Origin of the sequence: Chitinophaga filiformis (assembly GCF_900102545.1) — a bacterium.
Lineage (GTDB): Bacteria > Bacteroidota > Bacteroidia > Chitinophagales > Chitinophagaceae > Chitinophaga > Chitinophaga filiformis.
On the sequence record NZ_FNBN01000007.1, the window covers coordinates 333,667 to 349,873 of the forward strand.

The window sequence follows — 16,207 nt, forward strand, 5'->3', positions numbered from 1 at the left end:
GATTTAGCTGATTTAATACCTGTCGTTTATTCCCCCGCCGGTTCGTCTACCAGGTCCTTCTCATAACGCAGGTTGCTGATAATGAACTCCTGTCTTGTCTGTGTATTCTTACCCATATAATATTCCAGCAGCTTCTGGATATGTGTGTCTGTCGACAGGATCACAGGTTCCACCCTCATATCTTCGTTGATGAACGCTCCAAATTCCTGTGGAGAGATCTCACCCAGACCTTTAAAGCGGGTAATTTCAGGCTTGCCACCCAGCTTTTTGATAGCCTTCTGCCTTTCCTCATCACTGTAGCAATAGAAGGTCTGCTGTTTGTTACGTACGCGGAACAACGGTGTTTCCAGGATATACAGGTGACCGTTCTTTACCAGGTCGGGGAAGAACTGCAGGAAGAAGGTCAGCAGTAACAGGCGGATGTGCATACCGTCCACGTCGGCATCGGTAGCTATCACAATTCTGTTATAACGCAGCCCTTCCAGGCCTTCCTCTATATTCAATGCGTGTTGCAGCAGGTTGAATTCTTCGTTTTCGTATACGATCTTTTTGGTCAGACCAAAACAGTTCAGCGGTTTACCTCTCAGACTGAATACTGCCTGGGTTTCCACGTTACGGGACTTGGTAATGGAACCGCTCGCAGAGTCACCTTCCGTAATGAAGATCGTCGTATTCAAACGTTTGGTTTCCAGGTCATTTTTATCCTTACCGCTCACCTCTTCGTTCAGGTGGAAACGGCAGTCGCGCAACTTACGGTTGTGCAGGTTCGCTTTCTTCGCTCTTTCATTCGCCAGCTTCTTGATACCCGCCAGCTCCTTACGCTCACGCTCACTCTGCTCAATACGTTTCTTTAAGGATTCCGCAGTGGTTGGATTCTTATGCAGGAAGTCATCCAGGTGTTTGGACAGGAAGTCCAGTACAAACGCCTTCATTGACGGACCGTTCTCATATACGGTGAGGGAGCCCAGTTTGGTCTTTGTCTGGGACTCGAATACCGGCTCCTGTACCCTTACTGAGATAGCGGCACAGATAGAAGCACGGATATCCGTAGCATCATAGTCCTTTTTATAGAAATCGCGGATGGTCTTTACAAATGCCTCACGGAAGGCTGCCAGGTGGGTACCGCCCTGAGTGGTGTGCTGACCATTCACGAAGGAATAGTACTCCTCACCATATTGATTCTCATGGGTGATCGCCACTTCTATATCTTCCGCTTTCAGGTGGATGATGGGATAACGCAGTTCGTCTTCATTGGTTTTACGCTGCAGCAGGTCCAGCAAACCATTTTTGGAGACGTATTTAGTGCCGTTGAAGTTAATAGTCAATCCGGCGTTCAGGAAGCAATAGTTCCAGATCTGGTTTTCCAGGAACTCAGGGATGAACCTATAGTTACGGAAAACTGTATCATCAGGGGTGAAAGTCACCAGGGTACCATTTGGCTCCTTGGTGGCGGTTTCCTTATGTTCTTTTGTGAGCACGCCACGTTCGAATTCTGCTACTTTAGAGCGGCCTTCGCGCACTGATTCTACCTTGAAATAGCTAGACAACGCGTTCACTGCCTTGGTACCCACACCGTTCAAACCCACGGATTTCTGGAAAGCTTTGCTGTCATACTTGGCCCCGGTATTGATCTTACTCACCACATCCACCACTTTTCCCAGTGGAATACCACGCCCATAATCACGGACGGTAACACTATGCTCAGTTACCTTGATGTCGATCTGCTTGCCGAACCCCATGGTATGTTCGTCAATACAGTTGTCAGCTACCTCCTTTAACAGAATGTAGATACCATCGTCCATGCTGGAACCATCCCCTAACTTACCAATGTACATTCCCGGACGAAGGCGGATGTGCTCACGCCAGTCTAGTGACCGTATCGAATCTTCGGTATAGGAGCCCAGGAGATCTTTCTTATCCGTAGTAGCCATAATTATATAGAAATTCCAATTTACTTTGTTACAATGCCCATGGCTTTCCATGCACCATTTATGCCAGGTTCCTCACTATCAGTCAAATGGGGCATTTTGGCCGGAAGGCAAATTTACTAAAACTTTTAGCAAAATCCGGTTGCTGGCAAAAATAAAGGTTTCAGCGTATCATCCCAAGTATTAGTTATACACTATGCTTAAATAAATGAATAACAATTATTTGAGGGCGGCGCCAAAAAGCGGCTTCACTTCTGGCAGGGCTTTCCGGTTCACCACGATAAAACAAATATAATTTCTTCAGATATTGTACAAAAGGGCTAAAAAATTTATTCACAAAAGTTACTCAGAAATGACGATTTATATAATTAAATATTTTATATTTACAACATCGTCTTTTTGAAACCAAACCTATGTCCTAGCCATGAAAACTACATTCTTTATCACCTCGTTATTGGTGCTTACCATTGCACTCCTCGTTACTTACCTGGTTAAAAAGGAGCAAAGCTCTATGAACCGCTTAAGCAACAAATTCATCAGATTGCTGGAAAGATTTAATTCCTGGCAAATGATGAGGTAACAATATTTCGTCATTATTAATAAGACATTTTCCTATGAAAGCCGGTCTCTTATTTAAGTTGGCCTGTTTACTGATTGCCTCAATAGCACTTGCCATACATTTTATGCGCAAAGCACTGGGGAAACTGGGGACAAGCAATGAACAAAAGTAAACTACTCATTATCCAGTAAAATTAAAAAGGGCGCAAAAGACAGTCTTTGCGCCCTTTTCTATGCAATAAGTTATAAGTTAGCCGATTATGGATTTAATTGAATACCTGTGAACATCATTTAGCCACGCTATAGACAGGCTACATGTTTGTTGCCTCCGTTAGCTCCGGGGAACCAAAAATTACCTGTTATAATATTTATTCACTGCGTCAGTCCGGCTTCTCACGTGCAGCTTCTCGTAGATATTGTGTACGTGCCTGCGTACAGTTTCAATGCTGATAAACAGATTGCTGGCAATCTCCTTGTAAAGGAAACCCTTCGATAACTGATCCAGGATCTCTTTCTCCCTTGAAGTCAATGCCTCTAATGCCGGATTAGGTTTTGCCTGCTTCTGGAAGTAAGCCACCACCCTGCGCGCTATCTGGGAGCTCATGGGAGAACCGCCTTCATGCAGGTCGCGGATAGCGCCCAACAACTCACTCGGAGGTGTCTTCTTCAGAATATATCCGCTGGCGCCGGCTTCCAGCGCCTGGAAGATTTTATCGTCGTCCTCGTATACAGTCAACATCATGAAATGCATATCCGGGTATTCTCCCTTTAAACGGGCAATACACTCAATCCCATTCATACCGCCGGGAAGATTAAAGTCCATCAGCACTACATTCGGTAACAAATTCGGGATCTGCTCCACCGCTGTCTCCGCATTGTTGAACGCTCCTATACAAGCATACCCATCCGAGCCATTGATCAGTAATTCCATGGCTGTACGGATATCATGGTTGTCTTCAACAATCGCCACAGAAATAATATCCATGTTATCCTGAGATTTCTTTTTCGAGTATACAGTCATTTAATATCAGTTGTTATGTTTAGACAGAGGTCAACGTAATACCGCACTTATGTTATTTACAAATCTAGACTAAATTAATGGGATATCTAACAAAACTATCGTACCGTGATGCGATGTAATATCAGCATGGCCCCCAACCGCCTGCATTCTCTTCTGAATGTTTTTCAGACCATTTCCGAACAACCTCACTTTCTCCTGATCAAAGCCTTTGCCATTGTCTTTTATCATAATCGTCATATTCTTATGCATCTCTATTTGTATTACTACCTCGGAGGCCTGTGCATGTTTTACCACATTATGTAATGATTCTTTTACCGCAAGGTAGATGTTACGCCTGGTACCACCACTTAGTTTGATATTGGGGATCGATTCCGGGATATAAAACTGATGGGTAATATGCGCATGTTCCAGAAAATCAGCTGCAAAGCTTCGCATGTAAGCGATCAGGTTCTCCAGTGAATCATTCGAGGAATTCATCGCCCAGATGATTTCGCTCATCTTATCCACCAGCTCACCAGCCGCTTCCGATATGCGTTCCAGCTCCTTCGTCTGCGAAGTGTCCGTTATCTTCCGCTTCGCAATCTCACTCAACAGGCGGATGGTAGACAGCCCCGATCCAAGGTCATCATGCATATCACTGGAAATCCTTGCCCGCTCCTGGTCTACCGCCTGTTCTTTCTCCAGTTTAAGCTTTTCATGACGGATCTTATAGTCAAGATACAACGTTGAAAAATAATATGCTACTCCCAATAGTAGTAACAATAACAGGAACCTGAACCACAATGACTGCCAGAACGGTATCCGTATCGTTATTTCCAGCGTGGTAGGCGTTGAGTTCCAGATATCATCGTTATTGGACGCACGTACATTGAATGTATACGTGCCCGGCCGCAGGTTCGTATAACGCGCCATCCTGAATGCGCCGGCCTGTACCCAGTCCTCGTCTGCTCCATCCAGCTTGTACTGTACCTTGTTCTTCAGCGGATTAGTGTATTCCAGCGGCACGAATTCAATAGCAATGGTGTTATGATTGTACGGTAATTCTATCCTGCGAAGCAGTGACAGCGCCGTATCCGATTCATACGGTTTGTCCAGCACTTCCATACGCATGATCACCACTTTCGGCTTTGATGGATTGTTCCTGAAATCTTTCGGATAAAAACCATTGGAACCACGTATACCGCCAAAGAAAAGTTCACCATCAACCGACTTGAAAAAGGCGCCGGTATTGAACTCATTCGACTGCAAACCATCTTCGTAGTTATACGTCGTAATCTCATCATTAGCAGGATTGATCTGCGTTAATCCCTTGTTATGGCTCACCCAGATCTTGTCCTTGTCATCCAGCAGTACACCATACAGGTAATCATTGATCAATGCCGGATAATCATAGCTATTATAATGCTTCTTACGCAGGTTGTTATCGTCCAGTACAAACAAGCCTTTAGACGTTGCCAGCAGCAGTTCTTTACCCGCTCTTTTAGCAATAGATTTTACGATAGTGCCCGGCGGTAATGTGATGAGCTCCCAGCTTGTACTACCTACTTTCTTTACATAAGCCGCCACTTTCGTACCTACATATTTGTTTCCCAGGAAATCTTCATAATACGTAGTCAGTATCTCATCAGGAAACTCATGTACGATCGCCACTTTATATCCTCCCCGTTCTCCTCTTACGATCTGCAACAGATAGCTGCCATAGTTGAAATATACTTCTCCGCTCGTACGTTTAAACACGAAAGGATAAATATCTTCCAAGGATGGTAAACCAATAGCTTTCACGTACTTTGTCAGGTCCTCAAACTTACGTGTGTGTACGTTGAAAAGACCAATATGCATATCCGAGAAATGGAACCAGAGGTGTTCAAAATCTTCTCTGCAGATGGCATTCAGATTCTTCGCAGGAAATATGCTTTTTCCCTCATCACCGGGAATACGTTCCATGAACTTTCCTCCCTTCTCATAAATGTCCAATCCGTCGTTCAGCAGACCCACATAGAGTTTGCCATCATCATGCTTATACACGGCCCTTACCATATTGTGTGTGGTGGCTGGAGAACGGTACAGGTTAAAGACTTTCTTATTGGGAGAATATTTTTTGATACCATCGCCATCTGTGCCTACCCACATATTGTCCGCAGCATCCCTGTAGAGATAGGTCACGACATTCCAGGAACGTGTTTCAGAACCGTTGAAGGAAACGATGCGGTTTACGATCTCATTACGTTTCACGTTATAGATCATCACACCGTCAGTGCCTCCTATCCAGATATTGCCGTTAAGGTCCAGCTCAAGACATAAAGGAACGAAGTTCGCATCTTTAGGATCGCGCTGGTCGAACGACAGATCACTGTACTTATTCAGTTTTTTATTGAAAATGATCAGATGTCCTTTGCTGGCAATGATCAGGGTATCCTTGTTCAGATTGCGGAGTACGACGTGGCTGGTGATACCGGGCAGACAGTAAGTGGTCAACCGCATATTCTGCGTATTCATTGCCAGCAGCTCACCCGGTTCGAAGTTCATCCAGATGGTATTGTCGTCTTTGTAAACGGCACTGGCTGCTATACCCTTCTGTAACATCGCTTTAGGGTATAATATCACCTTCTTCTTGGCATAGGTGGAATCGTCGAGTACGTATAGCCCTTTGGCGGGTCGCCATATCCAGAGATTATGCTGTAAGGAATCTTCACCCAGTATCCGGAATTTAATACCGCTGTCGCGTTCGCCGTTATTCTCATAGGTAGTATCTTCCAGCACGCTTTCGAAGGAGTTCCTATACTCATCGTACAGGCTGATACCGTAGTTATGTGTCAGTAACAGATGATGCCGGCGGTTACGGTAAAGGGAGTACCCCTTGTACCCTTTCAGGGCAAAGCGGTTAATCAATGCACGTCCCCCGTTGTTGTTCCTGACCACCAGGTTTCCCTTCCCCTGACCAGCACGTTCCTGTAAACTTGGACTAAACCTGTATTCATTGAACCCATATCCATCGAATCTGTTGATGCCATCATGCGTGGCAATCCACATAAACCCCTGGTTATCTTCCAGTATATCGTATACCGAGTTCTGGGATAGACCCTCATTTACGCCGTAAGAATCGAAAATGTAGGGCTTGTCCTGTGCGCTCAACACCGATACGGATAGGGTACATAGGAAAAAAAATAATAAGGTCCTCGTCATCTGCGCCCGCGATTGCAATTCTTTTAAAGTAATAGAGGTTATTAAAATACTGAGTCCACCATAACGCAGTGCTTGCAAATATATAAATCTACCGCACACTTTCTAATGATTTTGTATTTTTCTTCCCGCAACATGTCCCATTAAAACTCACAAAACAATATGCCAGGAAAAACTTCACCTCCTACAATCATGGCTTTAAGCTGTAAAACATTCATTTTGACCCTGTTTTTTCCGTTGCTTTTTTTACATACAACGGCTCAGTCCGGGTATAGCATCCAACAGCACGATGCCCCTCCCATTAAAAGTATACGGGGTATGAGCGTGCTCAATAACGGTGTTATCTGGATATCAGGAACAGAAGGAAAGGTTGGCCGTAGTACCGATTACGGCGGCCATTGGGACTGGATCACAGTACCGGGTTACGATTCCTGCGACTGGCGTTCGCTGGTAGCCTTCAGCGATAAGCGGGCGCTGCTGCTCAATGCAGGAGAACCGGCCCATTTGCTGCAGACTACAGATGGAGGCGCTACCTGGAAAGAAGTATATACCAATCGTACAAAGGGTATCTTCTTTGACGGCATGGCCTTCCGCAATGCAAAGGAAGGTATTGCTATCGGCGACCCCATCGATGGCAGGTTTATGGTGATCCGTACAAAGGATGGTGGTAGTACCTGGCAGGAAGACCCTGTTGATGCGCGGCCAATCGCTAAAGAAGGTGAAGCCATCTTCGCAGCCAGTGGTACCAGCGTACGTACCAGGCCTGATGGAGAAGTCTGTTTTGTAACCGGCGGAAACATCAGCCGTTTCATCAGCGGGTGGGAAAAATGGACACCGGTAGAATGGAACTTCACACACGGCAGTGCCGGTACGGGCGCATTCTCTGTTGCCTTTGCCGATAAACAGCATGGTGTGGCTGTTGGCGGCGATTATACGAAAGACACGGTCACTGCCAATAACTGCCTTATCACGAAAGATGGCGGCCGCAGCTGGCAGCCCGTTATCACACCTCCCGGCGGTTACCGCTCCTGTGTACAATATGTAGGTTATAATACATTCGTTGCAACAGGCACATCGGGCACGGATATCTCGGAAGACGGCGGTCTCAACTGGTATAAGATCAGTAAAGAAGGATATCATGTGGCTGGGTTTGCCCTTAAAGGCAGATATGTATGGCTGGCTGGTAGTAAGAAGCTGGCAAGCTTTAACACCTATAAATTATAGTTCCCGCATATAAAAGGGGTGCTGCTAAAGCACCCCCGGAGAAAAATAGGTTAAAACAAAAAGTACATTATTGATTCTCAAGATAAGGTATACACGAATATGTTACATTGGTATTTTAGCGAATGTGTTAATTTTACCAGTAAACGATTAATTAACAGCATCCATCGTAACCAGTTTATAACAATATTTTTATCTAATTTGGTTGCTGAAAGGGAATGGGAATCAAGGTGTTCAAAGCAGTGCTACAACTGTTACAACCGCTGTTGTCACCGGAACGTTGATTCGGGAAATTTAAAAGCGAATTATGCAAGTAACAACCTCATCGGGTAAATATTCGGCCAAACATTATCCGGATATTATTAAAGAATGGAAAAAAGAAGGCAACTACTTCTATTTTTATACATCAGAAACCATACTGGAAGTCAGAATCATTTCAGATAAGATCGTTCGCTTCCGTTACGCAGCTGACGGTAACTTTCAAAGAGACTTCTCCTATGCTGTCAGCGACCGGCTGGAAGAATCGCCGGTTAACTTTGGATTACACGAATTCGAAGAGAATTTCGAAATATATACTGAAGCACTGCGCATTTATATCGCCAGGGATGATATGCGCCTTACGATCACCGATATCGATGGCTTTATCATCAATCAGGACGAACTCGGCTTTCACTGGCAATATTATCTGCAGAAAGGCGGCAAGATCGTCTACTGCAGCAAACAGATCCAGGAAGATGAATACTTCTTCGGCATGGGTGATAAACCGACCGACCTGAACCTGCACGGTAAACGCCTGGAGAACTTCGGTACTGACGCCTACGGTTTCCAGAAAGACACCGATCCCCTGTACCGTAACATCCCTTTCTATTATGGTCTGCACCGCGGGAAAGCATATGGGATCTTCTTCGATAATACCTTCCGCACCATCTTCGATTTTGGTAAGGAAAGAGAGAATGTGACCAGCTTCTGGGCAAGGGGCGGAGAAATGAATTATTACTTCATTTACGGCCCTGAATTGCTGAAAGTGGCAGAAGGATATACCAGCATCACCGGCACGGCAGAATTGCCGCCTTTATGGGCCTTAGGCTACCAGCAATGCCGCTGGAGCTACTACCCTGATAAAAGAGTAAAAGAAATAGCGACAGAGTTCCGTAAACGTCAGATCCCCTGTGATGTGATCCACCTCGATATTGATTACATGGAAGGATTCCGCTGTTTTACCTGGAGCAAGGAAGGATTCCCGGATCCCGTAGGACTGATCAAAGAACTGTCTGCGCAGGGTTTCAAAGTGGTAGTGATCATTGACCCGGGTATCAAGGTAGATCCTGAATACAGCATCTATAAACAGGGCATGCAGAATAACTACTTCTGTAAAAGACAGGACGGCGCACTGATGGAAGGCGATGTATGGCCCGGCAAATGTGTGTTCCCTGACTATACCAATCCGGAAGTACGTAAATGGTGGGCAAGCCTCTTCAAAGAACTGGTAGACGCAGGCGTGAGAGGTGTATGGAATGACATGAACGAACCTGCCGTGTTTGAAATGGGCACCTTCCCGGAAGACGTGCGTCACGACTATGATGGAGAAGCCGTGAGTCACCGTAAGGCGCACAACGTATACGGACACCTGATGAGTAAAGCAACGGCCGCCGGTATGAGAAAGTACCTCATGCCTAACAGGCCCTTCGTCATATCCCGCTCCTGTTATGCAGGCGCACAACGGTGGACCTCCTTCTGGACAGGCGATAACGTGTCCAGCTGGGATCACCTGTGGCTGGCCTCTATCCAATGCCAGCGCCTCTCTGTATCAGGCATCTCTTTCGCAGGAAGTGATATCGGTGGTTTTATCGGTGAACCAGATGGCGAACTCTATGTACGCTGGATACAATTAGCCGTATTCCATCCGCTGATGCGTACACACTCGGCCAGTAATGAAACCGGCTTTAACCAGGAACCATGGAGCTTCGGAACAGAATATGAAAGTGTGGCGAGGAAATTTATTCAACTCCGTTATCATTTGCTTCCTTATCTCTACACTACTTTCTGGCAATACAGCCGCTGGGGCACACCGATGATCCGGCCCCTGGCATTCGTTGCACAGCACGATAAACAAACCTACGATCGTTCACATGAATTCATGCTGGGAGATTCCCTGCTGATCAGCCATGTGTCTGAACAGGGTATGAAAGAGAAGGAAATATACCTGCCGGAAGGACAGTGGTACTATTACTGGAATGACCAGTTGTATAACGGCGGACAGGTAATCAAGATAGCTACTCCGTTAGATGAAATGCCACTCTTCGTAAAAGCGGGGGCAGTAATTCCGAACTATCCGAAGATCCAGCACGTGGATGAACGCAACACAGAAGAGATGATCTTACATGTATATTATTCCACACAGGAAACAAGCAGTTTCCTGTATGAAGATGCAGGAGATCATTACGGATATAAAAACGGTCAGTATAACGATATCCGTTTTAAACAGACTTCAGAAAAACATCGCTTCGCACTACGTAAAAAATATTTCGGTCAGTATAATGCCGCGTACAGAAGACACAATATTCACGTACATGGTTTACCGTTCAAAGCAAAGGAATATATTCTTGATGGAAAGGCTGTAAAGCTTACTGCTGCTAACTTTGTGGGGAATGTGGTAAATATAGTGGTGGACAGGAAATTTGATAATATCATCATCAGGTAGTACTGCACTAATTAACTGCTGATTATAAATCCCAAATTCTTCAGAGAATTTGGGATTTGTAGTTTTAAACCCTACGTAAAAAAAAAGGGCACATTAGATTGAGATCTTAGTGCCTTTTCATAACCTATGCCAACTTTAGAGTTATCCAAAATTAACATGTTATAACTGATACACAAAGCATATGAGCGTCGTATAGCCAAAATGAACAAAATGAACAGAGTAAAAATCGCTGAACAGATGAGTTTTGTTAATATCAGGTTACAAAATGATTTCCAGATGATTAATAATTTCATTTCTTAACATCTCATTCACTTTATATTCCACTTAATTAATATCACACCGCTCTATTGTTGTTGTATATCCCTTACTTTATTAGTGTCGTAGTCATGCTACAGTTTGTTAACAGTACTCCACGCTTATGATGATTTTTGTGAGAATTTCAGCCGGCCAAAGCTGTTATACAATGGGTTATACATCAAATTTGGCATACGCGGCATAATAGTTGTGCCTACTCTCACGATTCGAGTCTATTTCCTCCGTTAAATGGAACCCATTTTTTAACCTTTCAAAATTCATTCTTATGGCTGCAGAACAAAGCAATCAATTCACACAAGAACAGGAAAAACTGGAAAGGGATCAAGAGCACGAAACAAGAGATTCAGGAGCACATGCAGAGAACAAACAATCAACTACATCCGAAGAAAAGAGTACTACAAACCGCAAAGATAAACGTGGTTTCGCATCCATGGATGCAGCGATGCAACGCGCTATAGCCAGTAAAGGCGGTCGCGCAGCTCATGCTCAGGGTGTGGCGCACGAATTTAACTCTGCTGAAGCCCGGGAGGCCGGGCGTAAAGGTGGAGTAGCTGTCAGCAGAAACAGGCAGCACATGGCCGAAATAGGTAAAAAAGGTGGTGAGGCTGCTCACAACAAGCGGAAGAAGGATAATTCCAATTCGTCAGTGTAAAAGCTATTCCACATTTCTCTTTCCTTTAAAAAAGGAATGCCTGGCATACATTTCATGTATACCAGGCGTTCCTTTTTTTTATATTTGTTAAATACTTCAATCGTTAAAACAGGTATCCTTGCAAAAACTAACCGCTAACACCCGCCAGCTCTATTCCTTCCTCATTCCATATATCATCCTGCTTCTCCTGGTGCTTATCGCCAAAATAACCTATTCCAAGGAGGAGATTTATTTCTTCATTAACGGACTTCATTTCCCCGCAGGAGATGTTTTCTTTCCTTTTATGACTGAATTCGGCAGTTCCGTTACCGCTGTCGTGGCCTGTCTGCTCCTGCTTTTCGTTAGTTACCGCAGCAGTGTACTCATGGCCACCAGCCTGATACTGACTACCGCCATCAATGTGCCGCTGAAGAACCTCTTCTTCGCACCAAGGCCCCGCGTCTATTTCGCCGGCTCTCAACACCCCATCTACTACGTGCCCGATGTGGAAGTACTGGCCAATAATTTCAGCTTCCCCTCCGGACATACCGTATGCGCCTTCACAATGGCCATCGTACTGACTTACATCACGCCAAAGAAAAGCTTCGGATACCTTTATCTCCTGCTGGCCCTTCTCGTAGCCTATTCACGCATGTATATGAGCCAGCACTTCCTGGAAGATGTTACCGCCGGGTCTATCCTCGCCACCGTGGTAACTATCATATGGCTTTCCTGGTTCGATAGCAGGCCTTTTTTGAGTGATTCCCGCTGGAATGGCTCCCTGAGCAGGAAAAAGAATGCAGCTTAGTATGCCATAAAATAAAAGCTCCCTGGCCATTGACCAGGGAGCCTGAAGATTTTCGTTATGAGACCTTGTAACAGTTGTCTGCCTTTGGCAGAATTGCAGGTTATAAAGTTCCTTCCGGAAATAATTAAGATTTGCCTTTCTTCTTCTGATGTGGCAACGATGCAGGTGGTGGTGGCAGCACCTGTTTTTGCGTAGCAGCTGCTGGTTTTGTCGAATCCTTCCCGAATTCCTCTTCTGTGACCGGCTCTCCTCTCCTGTAGTATTCTTTCGTCATCTTACCTTCCTCATCATATACCTTCCACATGCCATTCCGTTGAGAGCTACCATCTCTCTTTACTTCCTCAAAGCGCTCTTCACCGGTAACAGGGTCTACGATCCTGTAATTGTCTACCTCACCATTAATACCCATTGCCACAAAAGATCCTTCAGCACTTACCAGGCCGTTGGAATAAAAATAACGGCAGTAACCATTCAGCTGCCCATGTTTGTAGGTTTCTTCTGCAATGATTCCGCCGGATAACGCATACTTTTTCCATACGCCCTCCTTCAGGTTATCGACATAAGCACCCTCCCAGGTATAACCCGGTTCCCCGCGCACTTCTGGCATCTCCTCCTGCCATTCGCCCTGTTTGCGCTGCTGCGCATCCACCTTATTCGGCCTGACCTGGGGCATCTGGGCAAAAGCAGCCAGCACCATAAATTGTAGAAATAAAAAAACACTCACTTTTCTCATAGGAATAATTTCGGCAAAATTACTCATAAAAAAAAACCGGCGCAACAAATGTCGCGCCGGTACTCAATAAGTCGTCTTTTTGTTTAAACCTGTTCTCTCCTATTTGCTCAATTTAATGTCCTCTACTTTCGTATTATCACCTCTCTTCACGGTAATACCCGTGATGGTAGTGTCTTTGTAACCATTCGATGCATTTACAAACAGGTTGTAAGTACCTGCCTTCAATCCTCTCACCTTATACTGCCCGTCTTTCCATGGTAATGCATAAGAAGTATCCTGGTCGTTGTACACAGTAATCACAGGGAAAGCATTCCATGGAGTAACCTTTCCGGAAATGCTGCCGGTCTGTTTCAAAGTGAACACATGGATCACAGGACGCAGAATGAACTGTCCCTGGCGGGTCTGGATGATAGAACGATCAATGTCGAAGTCGAGCCAGAGACGGAAGTTCTTGTCAGAGAATTCCTCCCACTCGTCCTGACGCACCTGGATAACAATTTTTACCTGACCTGAAGGTGATTTCAGCGGATAAGTAGTGCTGTCCTTCACCAGGTGGTTGTTGTCGCCCAGGGTGATCCTGATCTTCTTCACCTTACCTGCAGGTACGATACCGTCGCCCAACAGCGTGTCAGCGCCATTGCGCAGGGATAACACATCGTATACGCCCGGACGGATACCCAGAGAATCCCACACTTCGCAGTGATCCTTGTCACCATGGTGGTCTTCCCACCATCCGCAGCGTTCGTAATCATTGTCCCAACGGTCGTCGTCGTCGTTATCCGCAGTAGTTGTACAGGTATCTACCAGTACTTCCACATTACGGATGTCCAGGAATACATTGTCAAAGTAACCCGGATCGTCGGCGAAATAAACACTTAATCTTTGTTGCCCTTCACCAGGAGTCAAGGACGCGGAATTGTCCTTCTGGCAGGCATGGAAAACAAAAGCCAACAGTACAAGTGTGGCTAGTCCCCATCCGGTAGTTCGGAGATAGGTCTTCATAAAAAGAATGGTTTATGGTTAATAATACGCCCGCGTCAGAAGGATTGCTTCCCTGAGTAAAGGCAGTATTTAGATGGCAAAAATAAACAAAAGTTTAACAGAGAAGGAAAAACTAATATATGTTTTATAAGCACATCCTTATCAACCACTTACATTCTTATCGTATGATTCTTTTTAAAATAGTAGCGCCCAGCGGGGGTATGCGCAGGCGTAATACATGACTTTTACCGTGATACGGCTCATGTTGTGCAGTCAGGATACCGGTATTGACTACACCACTACCAAAGAAACGGCTGTCATCACTATTGAGGATCTCCCGCCATTCACCACCACCTTCCAGTCCCATAGCGTAATGCTCCCGGGCTACCGGCGTCATATTCAGGATGATCAGTATATCCTCTTCAGGTTTATATCCCTTGCGCAGGTAAGACAGTACACTGATCTCATGATCGCTTAAATTGATCCACTCAAAACCGTAATAGTCAAACTGCTTGATATAAAGTGCAGGCTCTGATCTGTACAGATGATTCAGTTCCTTCACGAACTTCTGCAATCCCTGGTGAGACTCATGCACCAACAGGTGCCAGTCCAGTTCTGAACGGAAATTCCATTCGCTTGTCTGCCCGAATTCATCTCCCATGAACAACAGTTTCGTGCCGGGATGTGTGAACATATAACTGTACATCAGTCGCAGATTCGCTAACTTCTGCCAGTCGTCTCCCGGCATCTTGTAGAGCATGGGCGATTTACCATGCACCACTTCATCATGGCTCAGGGGCAACATGAAGTTTTCCGTAAACGCATAGGCAATACTGAAGGTCAGCTGGTCCTGGTGCCACTTACGATGATAAGGATCGCGTTTGAAATATGCCAGCGTATCATTCATCCAGCCCATCATCCATTTCATACCAAAACCCAGTCCTCCCATATAAACGGGTTTGGACACTCCATAGAATGAAGTCGACTCTTCCGCGATAGTTTGCACATCAGGAAACAAATGATAGATCGTTTCATTCATGTGTTTCAGGAAAGAGATCGCCTCCAGGTTCTCCTCTCCCCCATGGATATTCGGCTCCCAGGCCCCGGTTTCCCGGGAATAGTTCAGATGGATCATGGAGGCCACTGCATCCACACGTAAGCCATCCACATGGAATTTATCCAGCCAGAATACAGCATTGCTCAACAGGAATGAACGTACTTCATTACGTGCATAGTTGAAAATATAACTGTTCCAGTCAGGATGATATCCCTTGCGCATATCTGCATACTCATATACATGCGAGCCGTCAAACCTGTACAGGCCATGTGCATCATACGGGAAATGGGACGGCACCCAGTCCAGTATCACGCCGATGCCTGCATGGTGAAAGGCATCCACAAAAGCCATAAAATCCTGTGGTGAACCATATCGCGAGGTAGGCGCATAATAACCTGTACCCTGGTAGCCCCAGGAACCATCAAAAGGATGTTCCATTACCGGCATCAGTTCCACATGGGTAAAACCCATTTCCTTGACATAGGGCACCAGCCTCTCTGCTATCTCCGCATATGTATAGAATACTTCATGATTATGCTTGTCCGGACGACGCCAGGAGCCCAGGTGCACTTCATACACTGTGAACGGACTTTCCAGACTGTTGTGCGCCTTACGACTTTCCATCCAGCGTTTATCCTTCCACTTATAATCCAGGTGCCAGGCTACCGAAGCGGTTCTCGGACGTACCTCCCAGTAGTTGGCGTAAGGATCTCCCTTACGGAGCTCCTCTCCTGAATTGGAACGGATAAAATATTTATACAGGGTTCCTTTCTTCACATGTGGCACAAATCCTTCCCATATACCGGACTTGTCCCATCTGGGGTACAAAGTGTGACTATAATGGTCCCAATCGTTGAAATCGCCGATCACGGATATAAAGGCGGCATTAGGCGCCCACACTGCAAAATAGGTGCCCTTCACCCCTTCATACTCCACTGCATGTGCACCGAATTTCTCATATAAATGCGCATGTTTTCCTTCCTGGAACAGTTCTACATCCCTGGCTGAGAACAAGGAAAACGGTACTACTGGCTGTAGTTTCGGCTTTTTTTCTGTTGTCATAATTACAGTGC

Annotated in this window: 11 protein-coding genes; 5 read left to right on the top strand and 6 right to left on the bottom strand. The window is 45.5% G+C overall.

Going from position 1 to position 16,207, the window contains the following annotated elements; all coding sequences use genetic code 11:
* Positions 1 to 26: 26 nt before the first annotated feature.
* A complete protein-coding gene (locus BLR32_RS25605) occupies positions 27 to 1,931 on the bottom strand; it encodes a DNA topoisomerase IV subunit B (protein ID WP_089835972.1) in 1,905 nt (634 codons plus the stop codon).
* A gap of 421 nt (positions 1,932 to 2,352) precedes the next feature.
* Here BLR32_RS25605 and BLR32_RS34140 point away from each other — a divergent pair, with 421 nt between their 5' ends.
* Positions 2,353 to 2,508 (top strand): hypothetical protein, encoded by a 156-nt coding sequence (locus tag BLR32_RS34140; protein WP_176842429.1) that lies wholly within the window; start codon positions 2,353 to 2,355, stop codon positions 2,506 to 2,508.
* Between the two features lie 330 nt (positions 2,509 to 2,838).
* Here BLR32_RS34140 and BLR32_RS25610 read toward each other — a convergent pair whose 3' ends face one another.
* Positions 2,839 to 3,471 (bottom strand): response regulator transcription factor, encoded by a 633-nt coding sequence (locus BLR32_RS25610; RefSeq protein ID WP_223233347.1) that lies wholly within the window; start codon positions 3,469 to 3,471, stop codon positions 2,839 to 2,841.
* A gap of 105 nt (positions 3,472 to 3,576) precedes the next feature.
* Positions 3,577 to 6,639: a sensor histidine kinase gene (locus tag BLR32_RS25615; RefSeq protein WP_176842430.1), complete on the bottom strand. Its 3,063-nt coding sequence runs from the start codon at positions 6,637 to 6,639 to the stop codon at positions 3,577 to 3,579.
* A gap of 366 nt (positions 6,640 to 7,005) precedes the next feature.
* Between BLR32_RS25615 and BLR32_RS25620 the strand changes: the two genes are divergently transcribed.
* The 4 genes from BLR32_RS25620 to BLR32_RS25635 all read left to right on the top strand — a co-directional run bounded on the left by BLR32_RS25620 (position 7,006) and on the right by BLR32_RS25635 (position 12,363).
* Complete coding sequence (locus BLR32_RS25620) at positions 7,006 to 7,911, top strand: WD40/YVTN/BNR-like repeat-containing protein (protein ID WP_143011588.1); 906 nt, start codon at positions 7,006 to 7,008, stop codon at positions 7,909 to 7,911.
* 304 nt (positions 7,912 to 8,215) lie between these two features.
* Positions 8,216 to 10,609: a glycoside hydrolase family 31 protein gene (locus BLR32_RS25625; protein WP_089835980.1), complete on the top strand. Its 2,394-nt coding sequence runs from the start codon at positions 8,216 to 8,218 to the stop codon at positions 10,607 to 10,609.
* A gap of 580 nt (positions 10,610 to 11,189) precedes the next feature.
* Positions 11,190 to 11,576, top strand: a complete 387-nt coding sequence (locus BLR32_RS34250) for a KGG domain-containing protein (protein WP_170117699.1) — start codon at positions 11,190 to 11,192, stop codon at positions 11,574 to 11,576.
* 118 nt (positions 11,577 to 11,694) lie between these two features.
* Positions 11,695 to 12,363 carry a phosphatase PAP2 family protein gene (locus BLR32_RS25635; protein WP_089835982.1) on the top strand — a complete coding sequence of 223 codons (669 nt, stop codon included), beginning with the start codon at positions 11,695 to 11,697 and terminating at the stop codon, positions 12,361 to 12,363.
* A gap of 124 nt (positions 12,364 to 12,487) precedes the next feature.
* Here the strand turns inward: BLR32_RS25635 and BLR32_RS25640 are convergent, their stop codons facing one another.
* From BLR32_RS25640 to glgB, 3 genes are all read right to left on the bottom strand, one after another.
* Entirely contained in the window at positions 12,488 to 13,096 is a 609-nt protein-coding gene (locus BLR32_RS25640) for a toxin-antitoxin system YwqK family antitoxin (protein ID WP_143011589.1), read from the bottom strand.
* Positions 13,097 to 13,195: 99 nt separating this feature from the next.
* Entirely contained in the window at positions 13,196 to 14,098 is a 903-nt protein-coding gene (locus tag BLR32_RS25645; protein ID WP_089835987.1) for a DUF4382 domain-containing protein, read from the bottom strand.
* Positions 14,099 to 14,255: 157 nt separating this feature from the next.
* On the bottom strand, positions 14,256 to 16,196 hold the full coding sequence (gene glgB / locus BLR32_RS25650; protein ID WP_089835989.1) for a 1,4-alpha-glucan branching protein GlgB: 1,941 nt from the start codon (positions 16,194 to 16,196) through the stop codon (positions 14,256 to 14,258).
* Positions 16,197 to 16,207 lie beyond the last annotated feature (11 nt).

Excerpts from the sequence above, each read along its gene's own strand:
- BLR32_RS25605 (WP_089835972.1), bottom strand. The coding sequence starts at position 1,931 with ATGGCTACTACGGATAAGAAAGATCTCCTGGGCTCCTATACCGAAGAT.
- BLR32_RS34140 (WP_176842429.1), top strand. The coding sequence starts at position 2,353 with ATGAAAACTACATTCTTTATCACCTCGTTATTGGTGCTTACCATTGCA.
- BLR32_RS25610 (WP_223233347.1), bottom strand. The coding sequence starts at position 3,471 with ATGGATATTATTTCTGTGGCGATTGTTGAAGACAACCATGATATCCGT.
- BLR32_RS25620 (WP_143011588.1), top strand. The coding sequence starts at position 7,006 with ATGAGCGTGCTCAATAACGGTGTTATCTGGATATCAGGAACAGAAGGA.
- BLR32_RS25625 (WP_089835980.1), top strand. The coding sequence starts at position 8,216 with ATGCAAGTAACAACCTCATCGGGTAAATATTCGGCCAAACATTATCCG.
- BLR32_RS34250 (WP_170117699.1), top strand. The coding sequence starts at position 11,190 with ATGGCTGCAGAACAAAGCAATCAATTCACACAAGAACAGGAAAAACTG.
- BLR32_RS25640 (WP_143011589.1), bottom strand. The coding sequence starts at position 13,096 with ATGAGAAAAGTGAGTGTTTTTTTATTTCTACAATTTATGGTGCTGGCT.
- BLR32_RS25645 (WP_089835987.1), bottom strand. The coding sequence starts at position 14,098 with ATGAAGACCTATCTCCGAACTACCGGATGGGGACTAGCCACACTTGTA.
- glgB (WP_089835989.1), bottom strand. The coding sequence starts at position 16,196 with ATGACAACAGAAAAAAAGCCGAAACTACAGCCAGTAGTACCGTTTTCC.